The organism is Paenibacillus sp. G34 (assembly GCF_056856875.1).
The window spans coordinates 6,185,032-6,202,413 of record NZ_CM166469.1; the positions used below are offsets into that span (position 1 = coordinate 6,185,032).

At 46.3% G+C, this 17,382-nt stretch carries 16 protein-coding genes; 4 read left to right on the top strand and 12 right to left on the bottom strand.

Translation table 11 applies throughout. The features are described from left to right. Positions 1-89 precede the first annotated feature (89 nt). Both AC1VYS_RS27850 and AC1VYS_RS27855 read left to right on the top strand, forming a co-directional pair. Positions 90-1,310, top strand: coding sequence for an MFS transporter (locus AC1VYS_RS27850; RefSeq protein WP_482912332.1), 1,221 nt, complete (start codon positions 90-92; stop codon positions 1,308-1,310). A gap of 206 nt (positions 1,311-1,516) precedes the next feature. Continuing rightward, the gene (locus AC1VYS_RS27855; protein WP_482915148.1) at positions 1,517-2,359 is read left to right on the top strand and encodes an aldo/keto reductase; all 843 of its coding nucleotides are present in this window, start codon (positions 1,517-1,519) and stop codon (positions 2,357-2,359) included. A gap of 49 nt (positions 2,360-2,408) precedes the next feature. Here the strand turns inward: AC1VYS_RS27855 and AC1VYS_RS27860 are convergent, their stop codons facing one another. The 9 genes from AC1VYS_RS27860 to AC1VYS_RS27900 form a co-directional block, all read right to left on the bottom strand. Then, positions 2,409-2,588, bottom strand: coding sequence for an aspartyl-phosphate phosphatase Spo0E family protein (locus AC1VYS_RS27860; protein ID WP_482912333.1), 180 nt, complete (start codon positions 2,586-2,588; stop codon positions 2,409-2,411). Positions 2,589-2,726: 138 nt separating this feature from the next. Then, on the bottom strand, positions 2,727-4,091 hold the full coding sequence (locus tag AC1VYS_RS27865; RefSeq protein WP_482912334.1) for a helix-turn-helix domain-containing protein: 1,365 nt from the start codon (positions 4,089-4,091) through the stop codon (positions 2,727-2,729). A gap of 284 nt (positions 4,092-4,375) precedes the next feature. After that, positions 4,376-5,422 carry a pectinesterase family protein gene (locus tag AC1VYS_RS27870; RefSeq protein WP_482912335.1) on the bottom strand — a complete coding sequence of 349 codons (1,047 nt, stop codon included), beginning with the start codon at positions 5,420-5,422 and terminating at the stop codon, positions 4,376-4,378. Continuing rightward, positions 5,419-6,531 (bottom strand): glycoside hydrolase family 88/105 protein, encoded by a 1,113-nt coding sequence (locus AC1VYS_RS27875; RefSeq protein ID WP_482912336.1) that lies wholly within the window; start codon positions 6,529-6,531, stop codon positions 5,419-5,421. Before AC1VYS_RS27875 ends, AC1VYS_RS27870 begins: the two co-directional genes overlap by 4 nt. 209 nt (positions 6,532-6,740) lie before the next feature. Beyond that, entirely contained in the window at positions 6,741-7,709 is a 969-nt protein-coding gene (locus AC1VYS_RS27880) for a LacI family DNA-binding transcriptional regulator (protein WP_154959556.1), read from the bottom strand. A 38-nt stretch (positions 7,710-7,747) separates the two neighbouring features. Beyond that, positions 7,748-9,343 (bottom strand): extracellular solute-binding protein, encoded by a 1,596-nt coding sequence (locus AC1VYS_RS27885; protein WP_482912337.1) that lies wholly within the window; start codon positions 9,341-9,343, stop codon positions 7,748-7,750. 81 nt (positions 9,344-9,424) lie between these two features. Then, positions 9,425-10,306 carry a carbohydrate ABC transporter permease gene (locus AC1VYS_RS27890; protein WP_090921438.1) on the bottom strand — a complete coding sequence of 294 codons (882 nt, stop codon included), beginning with the start codon at positions 10,304-10,306 and terminating at the stop codon, positions 9,425-9,427. A gap of 29 nt (positions 10,307-10,335) precedes the next feature. Then, positions 10,336-11,241 carry an ABC transporter permease gene (locus tag AC1VYS_RS27895; protein ID WP_482915149.1) on the bottom strand — a complete coding sequence of 302 codons (906 nt, stop codon included), beginning with the start codon at positions 11,239-11,241 and terminating at the stop codon, positions 10,336-10,338. Between the two features lie 439 nt (positions 11,242-11,680). Further along, positions 11,681-12,565 (bottom strand): AraC family transcriptional regulator, encoded by an 885-nt coding sequence (locus AC1VYS_RS27900; RefSeq protein ID WP_482912338.1) that lies wholly within the window; start codon positions 12,563-12,565, stop codon positions 11,681-11,683. Positions 12,566-12,679: 114 nt separating this feature from the next. On the opposite strand from AC1VYS_RS27900, the gene AC1VYS_RS27905 reads away from it, so the two are divergent. Both AC1VYS_RS27905 and AC1VYS_RS27910 read left to right on the top strand, forming a co-directional pair. Then, on the top strand, positions 12,680-13,909 hold the full coding sequence (locus tag AC1VYS_RS27905) for an MFS transporter (protein WP_482912339.1): 1,230 nt from the start codon (positions 12,680-12,682) through the stop codon (positions 13,907-13,909). Positions 13,910-13,995: 86 nt separating this feature from the next. Beyond that, positions 13,996-14,781 carry an ABC transporter ATP-binding protein gene (locus AC1VYS_RS27910; protein ID WP_482912340.1) on the top strand — a complete coding sequence of 262 codons (786 nt, stop codon included), beginning with the start codon at positions 13,996-13,998 and terminating at the stop codon, positions 14,779-14,781. 176 nt (positions 14,782-14,957) lie between these two features. On the opposite strand, the gene AC1VYS_RS27915 is transcribed toward AC1VYS_RS27910, so the two are convergent. Genes AC1VYS_RS27915 through AC1VYS_RS27925 form a run of 3 tightly spaced genes read right to left on the bottom strand, consistent with a single transcriptional unit; the run spans position 14,958 to position 17,283 of the window. Continuing rightward, positions 14,958-16,253: a glycosyltransferase family 2 protein gene (locus AC1VYS_RS27915; RefSeq protein ID WP_482912341.1), complete on the bottom strand. Its 1,296-nt coding sequence runs from the start codon at positions 16,251-16,253 to the stop codon at positions 14,958-14,960. Then, complete coding sequence (locus tag AC1VYS_RS27920) at positions 16,246-16,389, bottom strand: hypothetical protein (protein ID WP_482912342.1); 144 nt, start codon at positions 16,387-16,389, stop codon at positions 16,246-16,248. The genes AC1VYS_RS27915 and AC1VYS_RS27920 overlap by 8 nt, the downstream gene beginning before the upstream one ends. An 18-nt stretch (positions 16,390-16,407) precedes the next feature. Then, a complete protein-coding gene (locus tag AC1VYS_RS27925) occupies positions 16,408-17,283 on the bottom strand; it encodes a diguanylate cyclase domain-containing protein (protein ID WP_482912343.1) in 876 nt (291 codons plus the stop codon). Positions 17,284-17,382 lie beyond the last annotated feature (99 nt).

Sequence of the window (17,382 nt, forward strand, 5' to 3'; positions counted from 1 at the left end):
TAAAAAGTACGTACTGTTCATGTTATACCGAATAATTCATAATAGCATTTGCCGGTAAGCAAATCTACATTCTAGGAGTTGAACAGGACATGCATCATGAGACAAAACACAGCACTTGGGCGCTACTGGCATTAGCAATCAGCGCTTTTGCCATCGGTACAACAGAGTTTATCAGTGTAGGACTCTTGCCCCTGATCGCAAATGATCTTCATATCAGTGTATCTTCAGCGGGGCTAACCGTTACCATATATGCTCTGGGTGTCATGTTCGGCGCACCGATCCTGACATCACTGACGTCTGCTATATCACGCAAAACATTGCTGCTCGCCATCATGATGGTTTTTATAGCAGGCAATACCTTGGCATCCTTATCCACCGGGATTACTGTGCTTCTTATCGCACGGGTGATATCCGCTCTCGCACATGGCTTGTTCATGTCGATTGGCTCTACCATAGCAGCTGATTTGGTACCCGCTGACCGCAGAGCAAGTGCTATTGCCACGATGTTCTCGGGTCTGACCATTGCAACGGTAACGGGCGTGCCTATTGGTACATTCGTAGGCCAACATGTTGGCTGGCGTGCTGCCTTTATCCTGATTGCAGCTGTTGGCATTCTTGCCTTAATTGCTAACCTCTTGCTTGTGCCCTCAACGTTGCAACGTGGTATACGTACAGCATTTCGAGATCAGGTGAAACTCGTAACGGGCGGTCGTTTGATGCTTGCTTTTATCATCACAGCTGTAGGCTACGGAGGCACATTTGTTGTGTTCACATACTTGTCTCCGTTATTGCATGACATTAGCGGTTATTCGGATCAAACGATTGCTTTCATTCTGCTGTTGTACGGTGTGGCCATTGCCATTGGTAACATGATCGGCGGTAAAGCAGCCAACCGCAATCCATTGAAGTCACTTCTTGTGATGTTTGTTGTGCAAACGATCATTCTTGGTATCCTGTATTTTACCGTTCCATTCAAATGGGCCGCACTCGCGACCATTATGGGCATGGGGTTGCTCGCTTTCATGAATGTGCCTGGCCTTCAAGTGGTTGTAGTTACAATCGCAGAAAGGTTTGCACCACAAGCCAAAGATGTCGCGTCTGCCTTTAACATTGCCGCGTTTAACGGAGGTATTGCTATAGGTGCCTATCTGGGCGGCGTCGTGAATGACTCCATCGGTTTGATTCACACCACCTGGGTCGGTGCATTAATGGTACTCATTTCGGCAATCCTGACGATATGGGCGCAGCATCTTGAACAGCAAGCTACCACAAGCTCAGACAGGTTGAATACAAACATTGTTAAGGTGTGATCTAGAAGAAAAGTCCTTCCTCGTTATAGATCGTAGACCGTTAAGATCCATCTCTGGTCTCATATTATATATCGTCAACTTATATACGTAACTATATAGGTTGGACGTTATTTGAACTAGTGTGATTTAATTTTGTATCATGAATTGTTGGCAATTTCACTTTTAATGGAAATATATACAACTCTCAAGGAGGATTTCACATGAAAATAGCAAAAAACTTACAATCCACAACTACATTGCATAACGGTGTTCACATGCCTTGGTTTGGCCTAGGCGTATTCAAAGTCGAAGAAGGATCCGAACTGATCGAAGCGGTAAAAAGTGCGATCAAACATGGTTACCGCAGTATCGACACAGCAGCAATCTATGGTAATGAAGCAGGAGTAGGACAAGCCATTGCGGAAGCGTTACAGGAAAACAATTTGAAGCGCGAAGACCTGTTTATCACCTCCAAAGTTTGGAATGCAGACCTCGGATATACGGAGACATTGGCCGCATTTGATACAACGATGAACAAACTTGGACTGGATATTCTGGATCTGTACCTGATTCACTGGCCCAAAGCTGGCAAGTACAAAGGTGCATGGAAGGCCATGGAAGAATTGTACGCAGCAGGCCGGATTCGTGCAATTGGCGTGAGCAACTTTCAGATTCATCACCTGCAAGATTTAATGCAGGACGCACAAGTGAAACCGATGGTCAACCAGGTTGAGTACCACCCGCGTCTAACGCAGGAAGATTTACGAGCATTCTGCAATCAGCATGGCATTCAGCTTGAAGCCTGGTCACCGCTAATGCAAGGCGAACTGCTGGACAATTCCGTATTGGCAGAGATTGCTGCATCCAAAGGCAAATCGATCGCTCAGATTATCCTGCGCTGGGATCTGCAAAATGGTGTTGTGACCATCCCGAAATCGACCAAAGAACCACGAATTATCGAAAATGCAGATATTTTTAACTTTGAGCTGTCCATGGAAGAGATGCAACGTATTAATGCATTGAACGAAAATGTACGTGTAGGCCCTGACCCGGATAACTTTGATTTTTGATTGGATCGTATCAAATAACATTAACAACCGACCAAACAAAGCCGATTGCTCAATGATCGGCTTTGTTTCTGGTCTCTTGTTTATTGTTAAACTGGTTAATGAGTTTATCCAGAATTACCGACTGTTCGATGACTTCAGGATGTAGAAACCCGTTATATTCCTTCGCAAGTTCGTACAGGCGGCTCCTGGCTTGCTCCATTCTCAACTGTATAAGTATGCTTCTCCTCATCAAATTCAGCCCTCCATAATATTTTAGAATTTGATGTCAGATTATAGAATATTGATTTAAAGGCACAAAATGAGTTGTAATCAGATATTAAATAAGCGCTTCTCTAAATTAGAAAAACGCCTTGATTAAACCGATTCATTAATTAACTTTATTCTCTATACTATTCGTAACTGTATGAATCTCTTTATGAAGCTCTGAATGCTCTCTGATTTTTTTGAAAATAGCCAAACAGGAATTAATAATTTTGCTGCTCCCCATTTCAATCGATAAATTCAAGCCCTCTAGCATAAGCTCTGTAGCAGAATGGAAATCCTCACCTTCATTGAAGCGATAAACGGCCAAATCACCTAGAAACTGAATGTATTTTTCTTTTATTATATTCGGTTTATACTCGCCAAACTCAGCTTCCCCCGACTGATAGGGTATATATCCTGCAAAGCGTTCCAAGATGTTGTCAATATTGAAATGATATATGTTCGCAGCTCGGATCATATGCCACAGAGCAATGAATATTTCACCTTCACGGGTTGCTATATAATCAGCATATTCATCTAACACATGCACTTCTCCTGACATCAGACGATACAGATAAGTATTGGCGGCAGCCCACTCCGAAAATTGCCCGATAATCTGCTCAGCTTCCTCATCCTTCTCTCGAATCCAGCGTTCACCATGGTCATACAAACCTACAAGTTCCAGTGCTCGTTTGAAATCACCGCACTTTTCACTTGCTGTAGCTTGAGCCAAATATGCATATAAAATATAGTAATAAAGCGGTCTTTCTGTTCCCTTCTTTACTTCTGATGGACGAACAGAACGGAAACACAATTCATATTGTATCGTTGCAATTCGTTGCATCTCTTTGGCTAACATATCAACTTTCTCCCACTTATGGGCCATTCCGAAAACATGCATCAGATGCTTTAATGCTGCTAGTTGATCCGTTTCATCCAAACGATTCACGTATATCTCAAACTGAGTTGCAGCTCGTACATTTTTATCAATGTCATCTCCTAAATCAATCAAAAACAAACGATAGTGGCAATGTGCAAGACGTTCAGAATGCTGATACTTTTCCGCTTCACACACGCCTCTGTATAAAATCTCTGCAGCTGCATGTTTGTTCGTATTGAACAATTCTTCAGCTATATCAAATAATACTGGAACATAAGAAAGATCTTCTAATATACGATTCGTGACTTGTTGAATACAACCAAGCCGATTAAAATCAGCACAACGAAATATAAATGGCCTTATCCGTCTAATGGAGATTAAAGTTGAAAAACACTCGTTTATATAATCATCAAAAAAGTAATCTTCAGGCAATCCCATCCCAGCGGTAATTGCTGCGAGTTGCTTCATAGATATAGGTTTATTCCCTTGTAATATTCGGCTGAGCGTTCCTGAATTTATACCTGATGCCACAGCAAAGTGGGAATGTTTGATCCGATTATCCTTTAAATGCTGCATCAACTTTTCTCGAATTGAATTGGCCCAATCCATCATGCTCACCTCACAAACATACAAATAATAGGATAAAATCCTATATAACGATACTAGTTAACACTCAACTTCTGGTCAACAGCAAGATGTGTACTACTAAGAAATCTTCAAAAATGAGGTGCCACATAAATGGATAGGCTCTACCTGTTGAGTCATACTGCATCTTGGGGAAAAAACCACACAATATTTTCGCTAGCAAGCACCAAAGAGGCTGTGTTTAAATTCCTGATCGAATTTAGACACAGCCTCTGCTCACTTTGCCAAAATAGCTTCTGGGCCCCCACTTAATCAAATGGATTCCAGCCATCCTCCCCTGACAGAACGAGGGACAACGTATACTCGGCTGCTTCTTCCTCCGTCAGTATGTGAGACCAGGGCACGCGCACGTCCGCACGTCCGGCTCCAGGCCCGGCACTTTTATATTCGGCATAAAGCACTGTGGTTTCCGCTTCAACCTTGTTCCAGTTGTGCCAGCCCTCCTGTTTCACATGTGCACCGAACCAGCAATTCAGGAAACAGACTTTGGAATGATTACGCCAAGGCCTGCCCAGATACACCGATTGCGGAGGGGCATTACTGGTCAGATCACATTCCATAAACACATATCCGTAACGAACATCTTCTGGTGTAGATGCCGCTGTAATCCAGCCATTCACATGTCCTTCCGCAACCTCAGCCTCGGTCAGGCGGCTCTTCGTAAATATCTCACAACCCTTGAACACAACTGTAGCCGAGCCAAAAATAAAGTCGATATCCCCTTCGATATAACAATCCTCGAAGTACTGTCTTAACTTCCTGCGCTCGGCGCCGTCACGCGGCCCGCCGAAATAACTGCGATCCAGCGGTTGCTCAGGCAGCGGTCCGGTAAAGATCGTATCCTGATGACCGATAAAGCGGCATCCGCGGAACACGGCACGATCCCCATCAACATATATCGCTAGCGCCTGTCCTACCTCGCTACCTGGCCCAGCCGAATTCACGAAAGAGATGCCCTCCGCCTTGAAATCATCAGCCCCGACGAAAGCCGTGTACGAATGGAATGTATGATACTGCGAACCGTCGGGAAATCGTTTGAGTGCATGGTCATCATAGGTGATGATCGTCTGCTCGGCGCCCTCACCAATCAGATGGATGCCCGGCTTATCCATGTGCAGCTTCTCATAATATACGCCTGCCTTCACTCGGATCGGAAGGCTGCCAATACCATGATCTGGATGACTATCCACTGCTGCCTGAATGGTTGTATAATCTCCTGACCCGTCAGAAGCAACCGTAATACAGGGTGCAGATGACTCCAACACGAGATCCGCTGCCGAGCGTTGCTCCGTCATGGCAAACACTCCATTTCCAGTGCAGCCAGCAACAACGGAGCAACACCCATAAAGGAATCGCTTACAATCGCCTCGCTGACATAGTAGCCGTACGAGCCATCACGATCCAGACTCAATCCCGCTCCATGACAGATGCCGTTCAACTTCACGCCTTCCGTAGTCTCTTCCACCAACCTGGAGGTAAGTCCCTGCCAACCTTTCTCCGCCGCTTCTTTGAAGTGAGGTTCCAGATAACGCAATCGCACGCCCTTGGCGAGTGCATAAATAAACATGCTTGAGCCCGAAGCTTCCAGATAGTTTCCTTTGCGGAACCCTTGATCCAGCACCTGGAACCATAATCCGCTCTCTTGCTCCTGCACGCGTACCAACGCATTGCACATCCGTTCAAAGATACCAATGATCGTACCCCGTTTAGGGTGATTTAGCGGAAAATGCTCCACACTATCCACGATGGCCATGGCATACCAGCCCATAGCTCGGCTCCAGAAATGCGGGGAACATCCGGTCAGGGAGTCGGCCCAAATCTGCTCTTTAGACTCATCCCAGCCGTGGTATAACAGCCCGGTACGCGGATCACGCGTCTGGCGTTCAATCAGTAAAATTTGGTGAGCTACCTCATCAAATAACTCAGGACACTGGAACGTCTTTGCATATTGAGATAGGAAAGGAGAAGACATGTACAGTCCATCCAGCCACATCTGGAACGGATAGATTTTTTTGTGCCAAAATCCGCCCTCGGATGTACGAGGCTGCCCTGCAAGCTGTGCTGCGAGCAGATGAGCGGCTTCTGCATAGCGCCCATCCTTGGCATCATCCAGTAACGAAAACAGGTTTTTCCCTTGATTAATCTGATCCAGATTATACTCTTCCAGAGAATACGTACCGATGGACCCGTCTGGCTGTACATACAGATCCATATGTTTTTTCATAAAATCGATATATTCCTGCTTATTGTACTCTTCTCCTGTTCGTGCCATAGCCATCAACGTCATGCCTTCTACATATGCCCATCGTCCCGAAGGGAACGCATGAAAGCCGTCCTCGTTACATTGCTGCATAATCGTAGCTGCAATTCGCTCAGACCAGGATAGCTGCGTCTGTACCTGCATCGCGGTACCTCCTAGAAGTTAGTATTTGTTTCGTTGCAATACATGCATCTGTTACTAGCCACTGCACTCACTCAATCGTTCGTTCTATGACAGCTCTACATTTGTTCATACATCCAAATTTCTATCTAACCTACCTTTCTAGGGTTAACTTGTTTTCTATCTGCAATTCTATTGTTACTCGCTACACTCGCTTTCTATTAAAGCCGGCATTACTGCCGGCACGTTGCTGTTGAATTACGCAGATTCAGCTTCGGCTGGATAACAACTGGCACATCCACCTGCTCGTCACGGATTAGAGATACGATAAGCTCTGCAGCCTGGGCAGCCAGTTCATCCAGGGGCGGACCAATGGTGGTCAATGCTACTTCGGCGTATTGCATATCCGGCAGATCATCATAACCGATAATGGAGATATCACGCGGCACGCTGTAGCCAGCTTCGAGCAAAGCCCGAAGTGCTCCCCGTGTTACAAGGTTGTTCAAGCCGATAAATGCCGTGGGAGACTCCGCGCCAAACGTATAGTTCCGAATCGCGAAATATCCGTCTTCCCACGAAGAATGCGCGGGCAACACATCGTCCTCATTAAAAACCAGTCCTGTGCGCTGCAATGCCTCCCGATAACCTTCCAGCTTCACATGCTGTGAGTTACCGATGAATCCAATTCGGCTGTGACCGAGTGATTTCAGATGTTCCACAGCCTTGTACAACCCCTCCTTACGATCAATCTTGATGTAAGGAGAGTTCGGTGCTTCATCTGTACCGAGTACAAAACATGGCATGTTCAAGGTCGCAAACTTTTTCCAAAATGCATCCCGATTGTCCAGCGCATAGTCCCACAGGATACAACCATCGACTCGCAGCTGGCTGAACACGTCCACCCCGTCATCGGCCACAACCAGAATCATCTGATATCCTCGCTTCTTCAGCTCGGTATGCAGGCTGCCCGATATGTTGGAGAACAATGGGTTGCTCAGTTCGTCCAGCACAAAACCGATGATATTGCTTCTGCCGGTGGAGAGCTGCCGGGCCAGCATATTTTTCCGGTATTGGTGTTTTTCCGCTACCGCGAGCACCTTCTGTTTGGTCGCCGGTTTGATCCGGGGATCATCATTCAGTGCTTTCGATACCGTGCTGTAGCTCACCCCCGCCAGTTTGGCAATATCTTTAATGGTAATCAAATTGAATCAACACCTCTCATATGCCTGAAACCTGTCTCTTATTTCTGTGCAGCTTTATAGCGATCATATTGTGCCTGTCTGCCTGCAATCACCTGTTCAACATTCATGCTTTTTAGTGTCTCGATGTACTTGTCGAACTGATCCAGGCTTGCATCACCACTAATAAACTTGAAGTTCATCTCTTCCACATACGTTGTGATGTCAGGCATGGACATGCTCTCTACGCTCGCTTCATCCGGCAAAGCATACACAAACGGGAACGGCTCACGCACATATTTCTCTAATTCTTTGTCCAGCTTCGCATGCCATGGTGCAACGATCGAATCCGCAGAATCCGTGGACTGGATGTTTGGCAGGTTTACTGGGCCGATTCCAAGCTTTTGGATATATTCATTGTCTTTACCTTTATCCGTGAACTTCTTCACGCCGTTCTCTTCTGTATACGTGTCATCCTTGATGCCCCAAGTGTAGTATGTCTGTGCTTCATCACTAACCGCATAATCCAGGAAGCGGAAAGCCAGTTCCGGATTTTTGCTATCTTTACTAATACCGAAGATACCACTAACCGGTGTACGTCCGATGTAGAACTGGTCTCCGTGCGGCCCTTTTAATGGCAGAATACCTTTGATAATCGGCTCTTCCGGCTTGTAATCCTTGAAGAGCGGGCTGTATACCATCGACATATACCAGCTGAAATTAAACGTCGCTCCGGTTACGTCTTGCGAGATCCGTGAAGTAACCTGGTCGCTTGTGGTACTCGCGTAGTCCACCCCAAGCAGACCTTCTTTGTACAGACCATTCAAGTAAGTCAGGTATTCCTTGTAGGCTGGCTCATAATAGCTGAAGTGCACTTTGCCTTGATCGTCTGCGTAGAAATTGTTCGATAGGTCCAGTCCAAAGGCTGGACCGAAGGCCATAGGGATAAACTTCGATTCCATGGATAATGGAATCTCATCGGCTTTGCCGTTGCCGTTCGGGTCTTCTGTCTTAAATTTGCGCAGCATCGCTGTGAACTCATCGAGCGTAGTTGGCTCGGATAATCCCAGCTTTTTGAGCCAACGTTCATTCACCATGAATACGGGCATGTAGTTACGCGTCAGCGTCTGTTGCGGAACATAATACATTTTACCATCTGGCGTGGTTAAACTGGCTTTCACGGATGGCGACTTTTCATATATTTTTTTAAGATTGACGCCATATTTCTCTACCAGATCATTAATTGGAATAAACAGACCGCTGTTAATGTACTTCATTAATTGATCCTGATCCGGCAGGTAAACGATATCCGGGAGCCCCGTACCGGCAGCCAGCCTCGGATTGACCGCATCTGCATAATTCTGAGGAGGGATCAGATCCCAATCCACTTTTACACCCGCATTGCTCTCAATTTTCTTAACGATGGCTGCGGTGGACAAATCCACGTTCGTGGTCCATGCATTGGTTGCCAAGACAGACAGTTTGGCATCCGGTTGATCCGTTACCGGCCCAGCGCCGGTATAATTGAAGGCTTTTTCTGTACTCTCAGGTGTTTTCCCCGCATCGGTTCCTGCACCTGTTCCCCCGCTGCACCCCGCCAAACTGATCGCAAGTATCGCTGCAATTACACTTTTTCTTCCTGCCCCTTTGATTTTCATCCATCATTCCTCCTTGGTATGAACCCTTTTGAACTCCCTTGAATGACTTGCTTGAATGACTGTGGTGCTTGGTAATGCAATCTATCCTTTCACGGCTCCGAGGGTAATGCCCTTAACGAAGTACCGTTGGATAAACGGGTAGATCATGACGATCGGCAGAATGCTGACCACAATAGATACATAACGAACTTGCAGCGATGAAACCGCCAATGCACCGGATGTCATCGTACCGCCCATCTTCTGCATCACCTCTGGCGAAGCCATGATCAGCACCCTTCGCAGGAACATCTGTAGCGGCTGCATATCCTGTTTCCCCAGATATAACAGGGCCGAGAAAAAGTTGTTCCAGTGGAATACGGCATAATACAGCGTAAGTACTGCCAGTGTAGGCTTGATAATCGGAACAGCGAGACGATACAGCATCGTCATCTCATTGGCTCCATCAATGCTAGCGCTCTCAAATATTTCATTCGGAATGCCTTCGAAGGCTGAGCGACAGATCATCACATTAAACGTAATTACCAGTACAGGCAGCACCATCACCCAGCGCGTATTGTACAGACCAAGCGATGTGATCAGCATGTAGACTGGAATGAGTCCACCTGAGAAATACATGGTGAAAGCGATAAAAAAGTTCAGCTTGCGCCGTAGAAAAAACTGCTGTCTCGACAAAGGAAATGCGGCCAGGCATGTTGCTACAATGTTTAGCAGCGTGCCCACAACGGTATACCAGACTGTGTTATAGAAGGACACCCACAGTTCCTTGTACTGAAGCACCATCTTATATCCTGAGAGAGTGAACCCTACAGGCCAGAGCACCACTTTTTGTTTATCGATGGCATCCACCGAACTGAAGGAAATGCTGACCACGTAAAGGAATGGATATAAGGTGACTACAACCGCCAGGATGGTCAGCAGGTAGACGAAGACATAGAATAATCGGTCACTTCTCGATTTTTGCATACAGGCTCTCCTTTGGATCAGTGTGTGTCTTACCAGAGTGACATTTTGGTCAGGCGGCGAGTCAGGGTATTGGCTGCAAAAACAAGGATAAAGGTGATAATCGAGTTAAATAGTCCAATAGCTGTGGCAAAGCCATAGTTCTGGCCCTCAATCCCCATCCGGTACACATAAGTGGACAGTACATCTGCCGTTTCATATGTGGCTCCGTTATAGAGCAGGTATACTTTCTCGAAACCTACGCTCATAATGCCGCCGAGCGACAGTAGCAACAGAATAACAATGGTTGGTTTGATGCTTGGCAGGGTGAGATGCCACAATTCCTGGAATTTGTTCACGCCGTCGATTTTGCCGGAGTCATACATCTCGGGGTCAATGCCCATAATGGCTGCGATGTAGATGATGGAGCTGAAACCAAAGCTCTGCCAGATGTCTGAACTGGTGAAGATGGTACGGAACCAGCCGGCGTCCATCATGAAGTTTATTTTTTCCATACCGAGTCTAGCGATTAGGGTGTTGATGATACCGTCTGTTGGTGATAGAAAGTTGATAATAATGCCGGCCACCACAACGGTGGAGATAAAGTGAGGAAGATATGTTACGGTTTGCGCGAAGCGTTTAAAGGTTCGGTTCTTAATCTCTACGATGCAGACTGCAAATAGAATGGGGATGGAGAAACCAAATAAGAGCGGCAGAAAAGCCAGTAAAAAGGTGTTGCGTAGCAGCCGCCAGAAGTAGATCGAGTTTACAAACTGCTCAAACCAGCGTAAACCCACCCACTCGCCGCTGAACATGCCTTGACCGGGTATAAAATTACGGAATGCAAGCAGTACACCTGGCATCGGCAGATACATGAAGATGAGATAATACAGAAAGATTGGTGAGAACATCAGCAGCAAATACTTATCCCGCCGAATCAGACTGAACAGCGTGGACATGCGTTTTTTCAACGTAAACACTTCCCTTCACTCCATAATTACAACGTTTGAATTTTTTGATAAAAAAATATCAACTTCACCGATTTATCTGTTGTTTTTCCAATTTCCGATTTGGTAATAACCTATACTATATCTCTTATTTAAAAGGAATAGTGGGTTGATACAATCTTTCTTGGACCTCAGTTAAGTCTTTTCAGTACTTGCCGCCTCCATAATTACAACGTTGTAATTTTAATTTAAATGTATACGCTTTCATAAACTTTTTCTCATCTTAGCAGAGTCTTTCGTGTTTAGCAACAATAAAATCAGGTTAGCCCTTCATTTTTAAAAATCATTAGCCCCCGTGGCTTACGTAAAATGCATGATACTTACATCCGAATACGAAAAAAAGGCAGGAATAGTCTAACTATTCTGCCTCAACATGTATTACATCTGCATATCATAACTGATTGCGAAATTGCATCGGTGTTACACCCTTGACGCGCTGAAACGCCCTGTAGAACTGACTAACATGTGAGAATCCCAGTGCAAAGCTGATTGCCGTCACTGATTCGGTTGTATTGCGCAGACAACGAACAGCTTCCTCCACACGTAAATTCAGTAGATACTGGTACGGCGTTGAACCTGTCAGCATTTTGAACGAACGCATAAAATGATACCTGCTCTGATGTGCTACCGCTGCCATCGAGTCAATATCGATCGCGCTTGTGAAGTCACTGTGAATGTACTCCAATACACGCTGCATATGAGGGTCTATGCCCACATTACTCCCGGTAACTCCAAGGATATGTGAACGATCATTGCCAGAAAGCATTAGCCCCTCTCGGCTTCCGGCCCAGATGGAACCAACCTCTTTTGCTGCTTCGTGCGAATGCTCGGGTCCAGACAATATGCGTTCAAGATACTGCTCTACAGACAGTTCAGTCTCCTGAATGAGTAGCGGGTCCGGTTCATCCTCCAGCCCGGTCACATGCCAACCCCGGAACAGCCTGCTGATCTCCGCGGGATCAAAAGCTTGAGTGACCTGTAATTCTGAAGGGACTGCTGTTGAACTCTGGTTCGCCAGCCTTCCCGGCAGGTTACGAAATTTGATCACAATGACGGCTGCGTCTGAGCCGATCTCAAAAAAGTGCTCCATCTGGGGATGGGCGATGATTCCGAATCCAGCCTGTAATGAATATGTCTGTTGTTCCTGCACCAGCAAGCATTGACCTCTAATGGGCAGGGTTACCTGATACCAGTCATCATGCATATGGGGTTCATTGGCGAACCCGCCAGAAGCTTTCCATAACTCCAAACCATTGAATGCCATGTTTAATTCCATCGTTTCTCACCTGCTGACATTATAGCAAATCGTGCTTAGATTCCAAGCACTTTTCACAAAGACAAGCTCTCTGGCTATCTTTTATTATGGATAAAAATATCCGAGGTGATCTAAATGGCTCAAGCCGCCGTAAACAAAATTCAACTAAACCACGCAGCGAACTGGGCCCTTGCAGGGGTGAGTTTTGCCCATCTGCTGAATGATGCCATGCAAACGGTTGTTACATCAGCCTTTCCGCTGTTCCAACAAGCCATGCATCTCAGCTTCGCCCAAATGGGCTGGATTGCCTTCGCACTAAACATTACTGCTTCGGTGCTGCAACCGCTGATCGGCTATATATCCGATCGCAAACCCATGCCTATTCTGCTGCCTGGCGGCATGGTGTTTTCCCTGTTCGGGATTCTTGGCTTTGCCTTCTCGTCATCGCTATGGATGCTGCTCGTATCCGCATCATTGATTGGTATCGGCTCATCCATTCTTCATCCCGAATCCTCGCGTGTTGCCCATCTGGCAGCGGGTCGAGGCCGCGGCATGGCACAGTCCATCTTTCAGGTTGGCGGGAATACCGGACAAGCTATTGCCCCTCTGCTGGTCGCTTTTGTACTGCTTCCGCATGGTCAGTTACAATTTCTGTGGCTAATGGCCTTTGCACTTATCGGCATCCTCATCCAATCTTCCGTCAGCCGTTGGTATAAGCACAAGCTGAACGCCGAACGTACCCGACTTACGCAGCCCAAACATCATGCGCCACTTGAAGCTGAATCAACGTTTCAGCCCGTGAGTCGAAAACGAATTGTCATATCCATGAGTGTTCTCATTCTGCTGTTATTCTCGAAATTTGTTTATATCGCAGCTATGACAGGATACTACGCCTTTTATTACACGGCTGTGCATCATCTGCCGCTCTCGAAGGCACAGCTCTGTTTGTTTATCCTTCAATTCGCAGGCATGATTGGAACCTTGCTTGGCGGACCACTCGCGGATCGTTACGGGCGCAAACCGATGATCTGGTTTTCCATTGCAGGTACCGCTCCGTTCTCACTACTGCTTCCTTATGCAGGTCCCGTCCTATCTATGGTGCTATGCGGTATCATCGGATTAATCTTGATGTCGGGCTTCAGTGTTATTATCGTCTACGCGCAGGAATTGCTGCCGCGTCACATTGGAACCGTATCTGGATTGTTTTTTGGCCTGTCATTTGGTATGGCGGGACTCGGTTCGGTTGTCATTGGTTCTCTGATCGATGTGACCAGTATTTCATTCGTCATCCGACTATGTTCCTTTTTGCCCCTGATCGGCGTGTGTGCTATATTCTTGCGCAGTGATCCATCCGCTAAAGCTTAACAAGCCATTGATACTTGCATAGCAGGTTCAATACAATAAGTTGAGAAGCAGAGGCGCAATATTTATCAGAGAGAAGGGATGGTTCAATGATCATTGATATACAGCATGTTACTTGGAAAAGAGAATCCCTCACCCTGCTGCACGATGTCAGCTGGCGTGTAAACAAAGGCGAACACTGGGCGCTGCTTGGCCTGAACGGCTCCGGCAAAACAACGCTCCTTAATATGATTACCGGCTACCTGTGGCCTACGGAAGGCAGCATATCGGTACTCGGCCATGAATATGGCAGTGTAGACCTGAGGGAACTTCGAAAGTTGATTGGCTGGGTCAGTTCCTCCTTGCAGGAGAAACTGTACGCTTCTGATCGTACGCAATATGTCGTGATTAGTGGGAAACACGCTACGATCGGTCTGTATGACAAACTGGCAGACGAAGATTTGGATCAGGCGATGCACTGGATGCAAACGCTGGGCTGCCAGCATCTGTGGGATCGTGAGTATCGCACTTGCTCGCAGGGGGAGAAGCAGAAACTGCTTATTGCCCGTGCTCTGATGGCGAATCCACAGCTGCTCATTTTGGATGAGCCTTGTAATGGGCTTGATCTATTTTCCAGAGAGCGTCTACTGGACAGCATCAGTGAGCTGACAGTACGTTCAGACTCACCTTCGCTGATCTATGTAACGCATCATACCGAGGAAATTTTGCCTGTCTTCCAGCACAGCCTTTTGCTCCGTCGGGGTGAAGTTTTCGGGTGTGGATTAACCGGTGATCTCATGACACAGGACGTATTAAGTGATTTCTTTGAAGCCCCAGTAGAAGTAGATCAGCACGGTGAACGAGTTTATGTACGGGCAGCAGCAACTAAGGGGTAGAAACACCACCATTGAAGATACAAAAGACAGAACAAAGCAGAGTAAAAATACAAACAAAGCCCAAATACTTATCCACATGTGGATAGTTTTTGGGCTTTAAACTCCTATATATTGTGTTATCCACGGTTTTCTGTGCAAAACTTTCACCAATCTGAGTATAACTTCGCTTCTACGTCCTAACCAAATCGCTCCGTTTTGTACCACTTGCTCTCCCGTTTGCGGATCTTGTCCATCAACAGATTGTAAAAGGCGCGGATCGAGATCAGAATGAATAGCTGTGCATACGTGAAATACGATACACAAGCGTAGATAAAGTTACGGGTGTTGCTCTGCCCGATATCGGCTGCCAGTGCCAGGTTGATCTGTAGCACATAGATAAAATACATCAGTGCCCAACCAATGACCAGATAGACGTAGGCATCCCCTGCAAACTGGAATGGAGAACTGACTTCCGGTTTGAATATTGCAATAACCCGATAAACGAGGTTGACCACAAAGATGATGTCCGACACAATAATGGCCAGCATAAACCAGAAGTAACTGACTGCGTAGTAGAGAACAAGCAACTTGTTGCGCCAGCTGGAACGGTTGAACAGATTATGAATGTTGTCCAGCACGACCTGATAGTTCCCCTTGGCCCAGCGCTCACGTTGTTTCATGTATACACCAAGTTGTTCCGGCTCCTGCTGATACGCTTCCGCTTGCGGTGCAAGAGCAACCAACTGGCCTCGGTTCATAATCTCAAACGACAAAGCTGTATCTTCCGTAATCGCTGTTACATCCCAGCCGCCGATCTCCCGAATCAAACTTGTCTTGATGATATAATTTGTACCTGGGATCGTTCCAAGCTTGAACAGCTCCCATAACCCCGTGTGGTAGACACGCTGTGATGTAATAATTTCGAGATTAATGCATTTGGAGAGGAAGTTTTGCCCACGGTTACGGGCTTTGTTCCGCCCAAATACGACCCCATACTGTTCTGGATTTTCCAACGATTTTTGTGCGAGAAACATTAATGAATTCCGCTCCGGTGCAGCGTCTGCATCGAATATGCAGATCCATTCGCCGGTTGCCAGCTCGAGTCCGTCGTTCAGCGCACCGGATTTCCCTCCGGTGCCTTTGCGTTCAAGTACCGTGACATTACGGTGCACATAGCTGGTCTGTCCGAGAAATGATTTAAGCCGATCGGCAGTATCATCCGTACAATTATCCGCAATGACAATCACCTGTACCTTATCCTCCGGATAGTTCAGACGCAAAATATGCTCTACCGTTGCCACAATAACCAGACCCTCGTTATGGGCAGGTACCATAACCGTGACGGTCGGGTAATGATCCATATTTTCCGGAATCTGAATGCCCTTCTTCTCTTGCTTGTGTATGAAACGAATGGCACCAACCATAATGACGATGGATTCGAATACAGCAATCCAAATACTGAATATCGACAAGATCAGAATGAAATCAGCCATCCATTTTCCTCCGATCATACCTTCGAATAACTCTAGAGCGAAATCGGAGCGTTGCAATCGTTAATCCGATGGTGAACACCACAAAAATACAACTGACAGCAATACAGATCGGGATAAACCAGGACATATAATCCATCAGCCTCGCTCCTTCCTGTCAGATATATTCCCCAATTAAATCCGTCTCCGTGTTTCGTTCCAGTGCAGCAAGAACAGCATCAAGATTGTCGTATTTGCTGAATTGTTCCTTTTGAAACACGAGCGCACCGGATTTGATAACGGTCTGTAGATCGTTTCCCTTTTTGTCGTGCACGTCCAGATCCATAATATTTTTTTTAATTCGTTGTGTTAGCATTGGCAGATAATCCACATTGACCATTGGGCACAAAATGACAAAACGACCACGGTCTACAAAAAATTTGTGATCCTCATATCGAATCTGTTTCTGAATGGTCTGTGAAATCTCAAGCAAAAATTGTGAATACCTCACTGAACCGAGTGACTCCAGCACAAGCGGAAGAAATTCAATCTTAAACATCACGATGCTGAACCCATAGCAATCAGAATAACGTCGGGCAAGGTTGCTCTGTTTGATTAATGTATCTTCAAATGCTTCCTTATTGCCCAGTGTCGTATCCAGATCAATCTCCGGATTACGATCCTTCATCTGTTCCAGACGCTCAATCACCCGAGCACTTCTCACAAGTCTTCTCTTAATCAGTGCTGCAATCGCCGTATTCGCCGGGATCAGTAGCCACCAGGAAAACATGAGCGCATTCGGTTCTGCGAAAGTCACGAGCCACACAAAATAGGTAACCAAGTAAACAAATATCAACACGACGGATACACCAACGGGAAGCAAAAGCCCCGCGGCTATCGCCCCTAGTGATACTATGCTAAATACAACATCAAGCTTGGTATAGCTTTGATTCATGTACAAGTGGAGATACACAAAGAACTGCTGTACGATGGCGAGACTAATCAAGATGGCGTAACCCCAGGCCAGACGCTGGGTAGGTGCGTTATTTCTCATAGTCCTCCTTCTCTGCATCGAATTTCAGAATGACTCGGTGCCAACACCTCTTTTTTTATTGAAAATTCAACAAAAAGTGACAATTAAAGACAATGATAT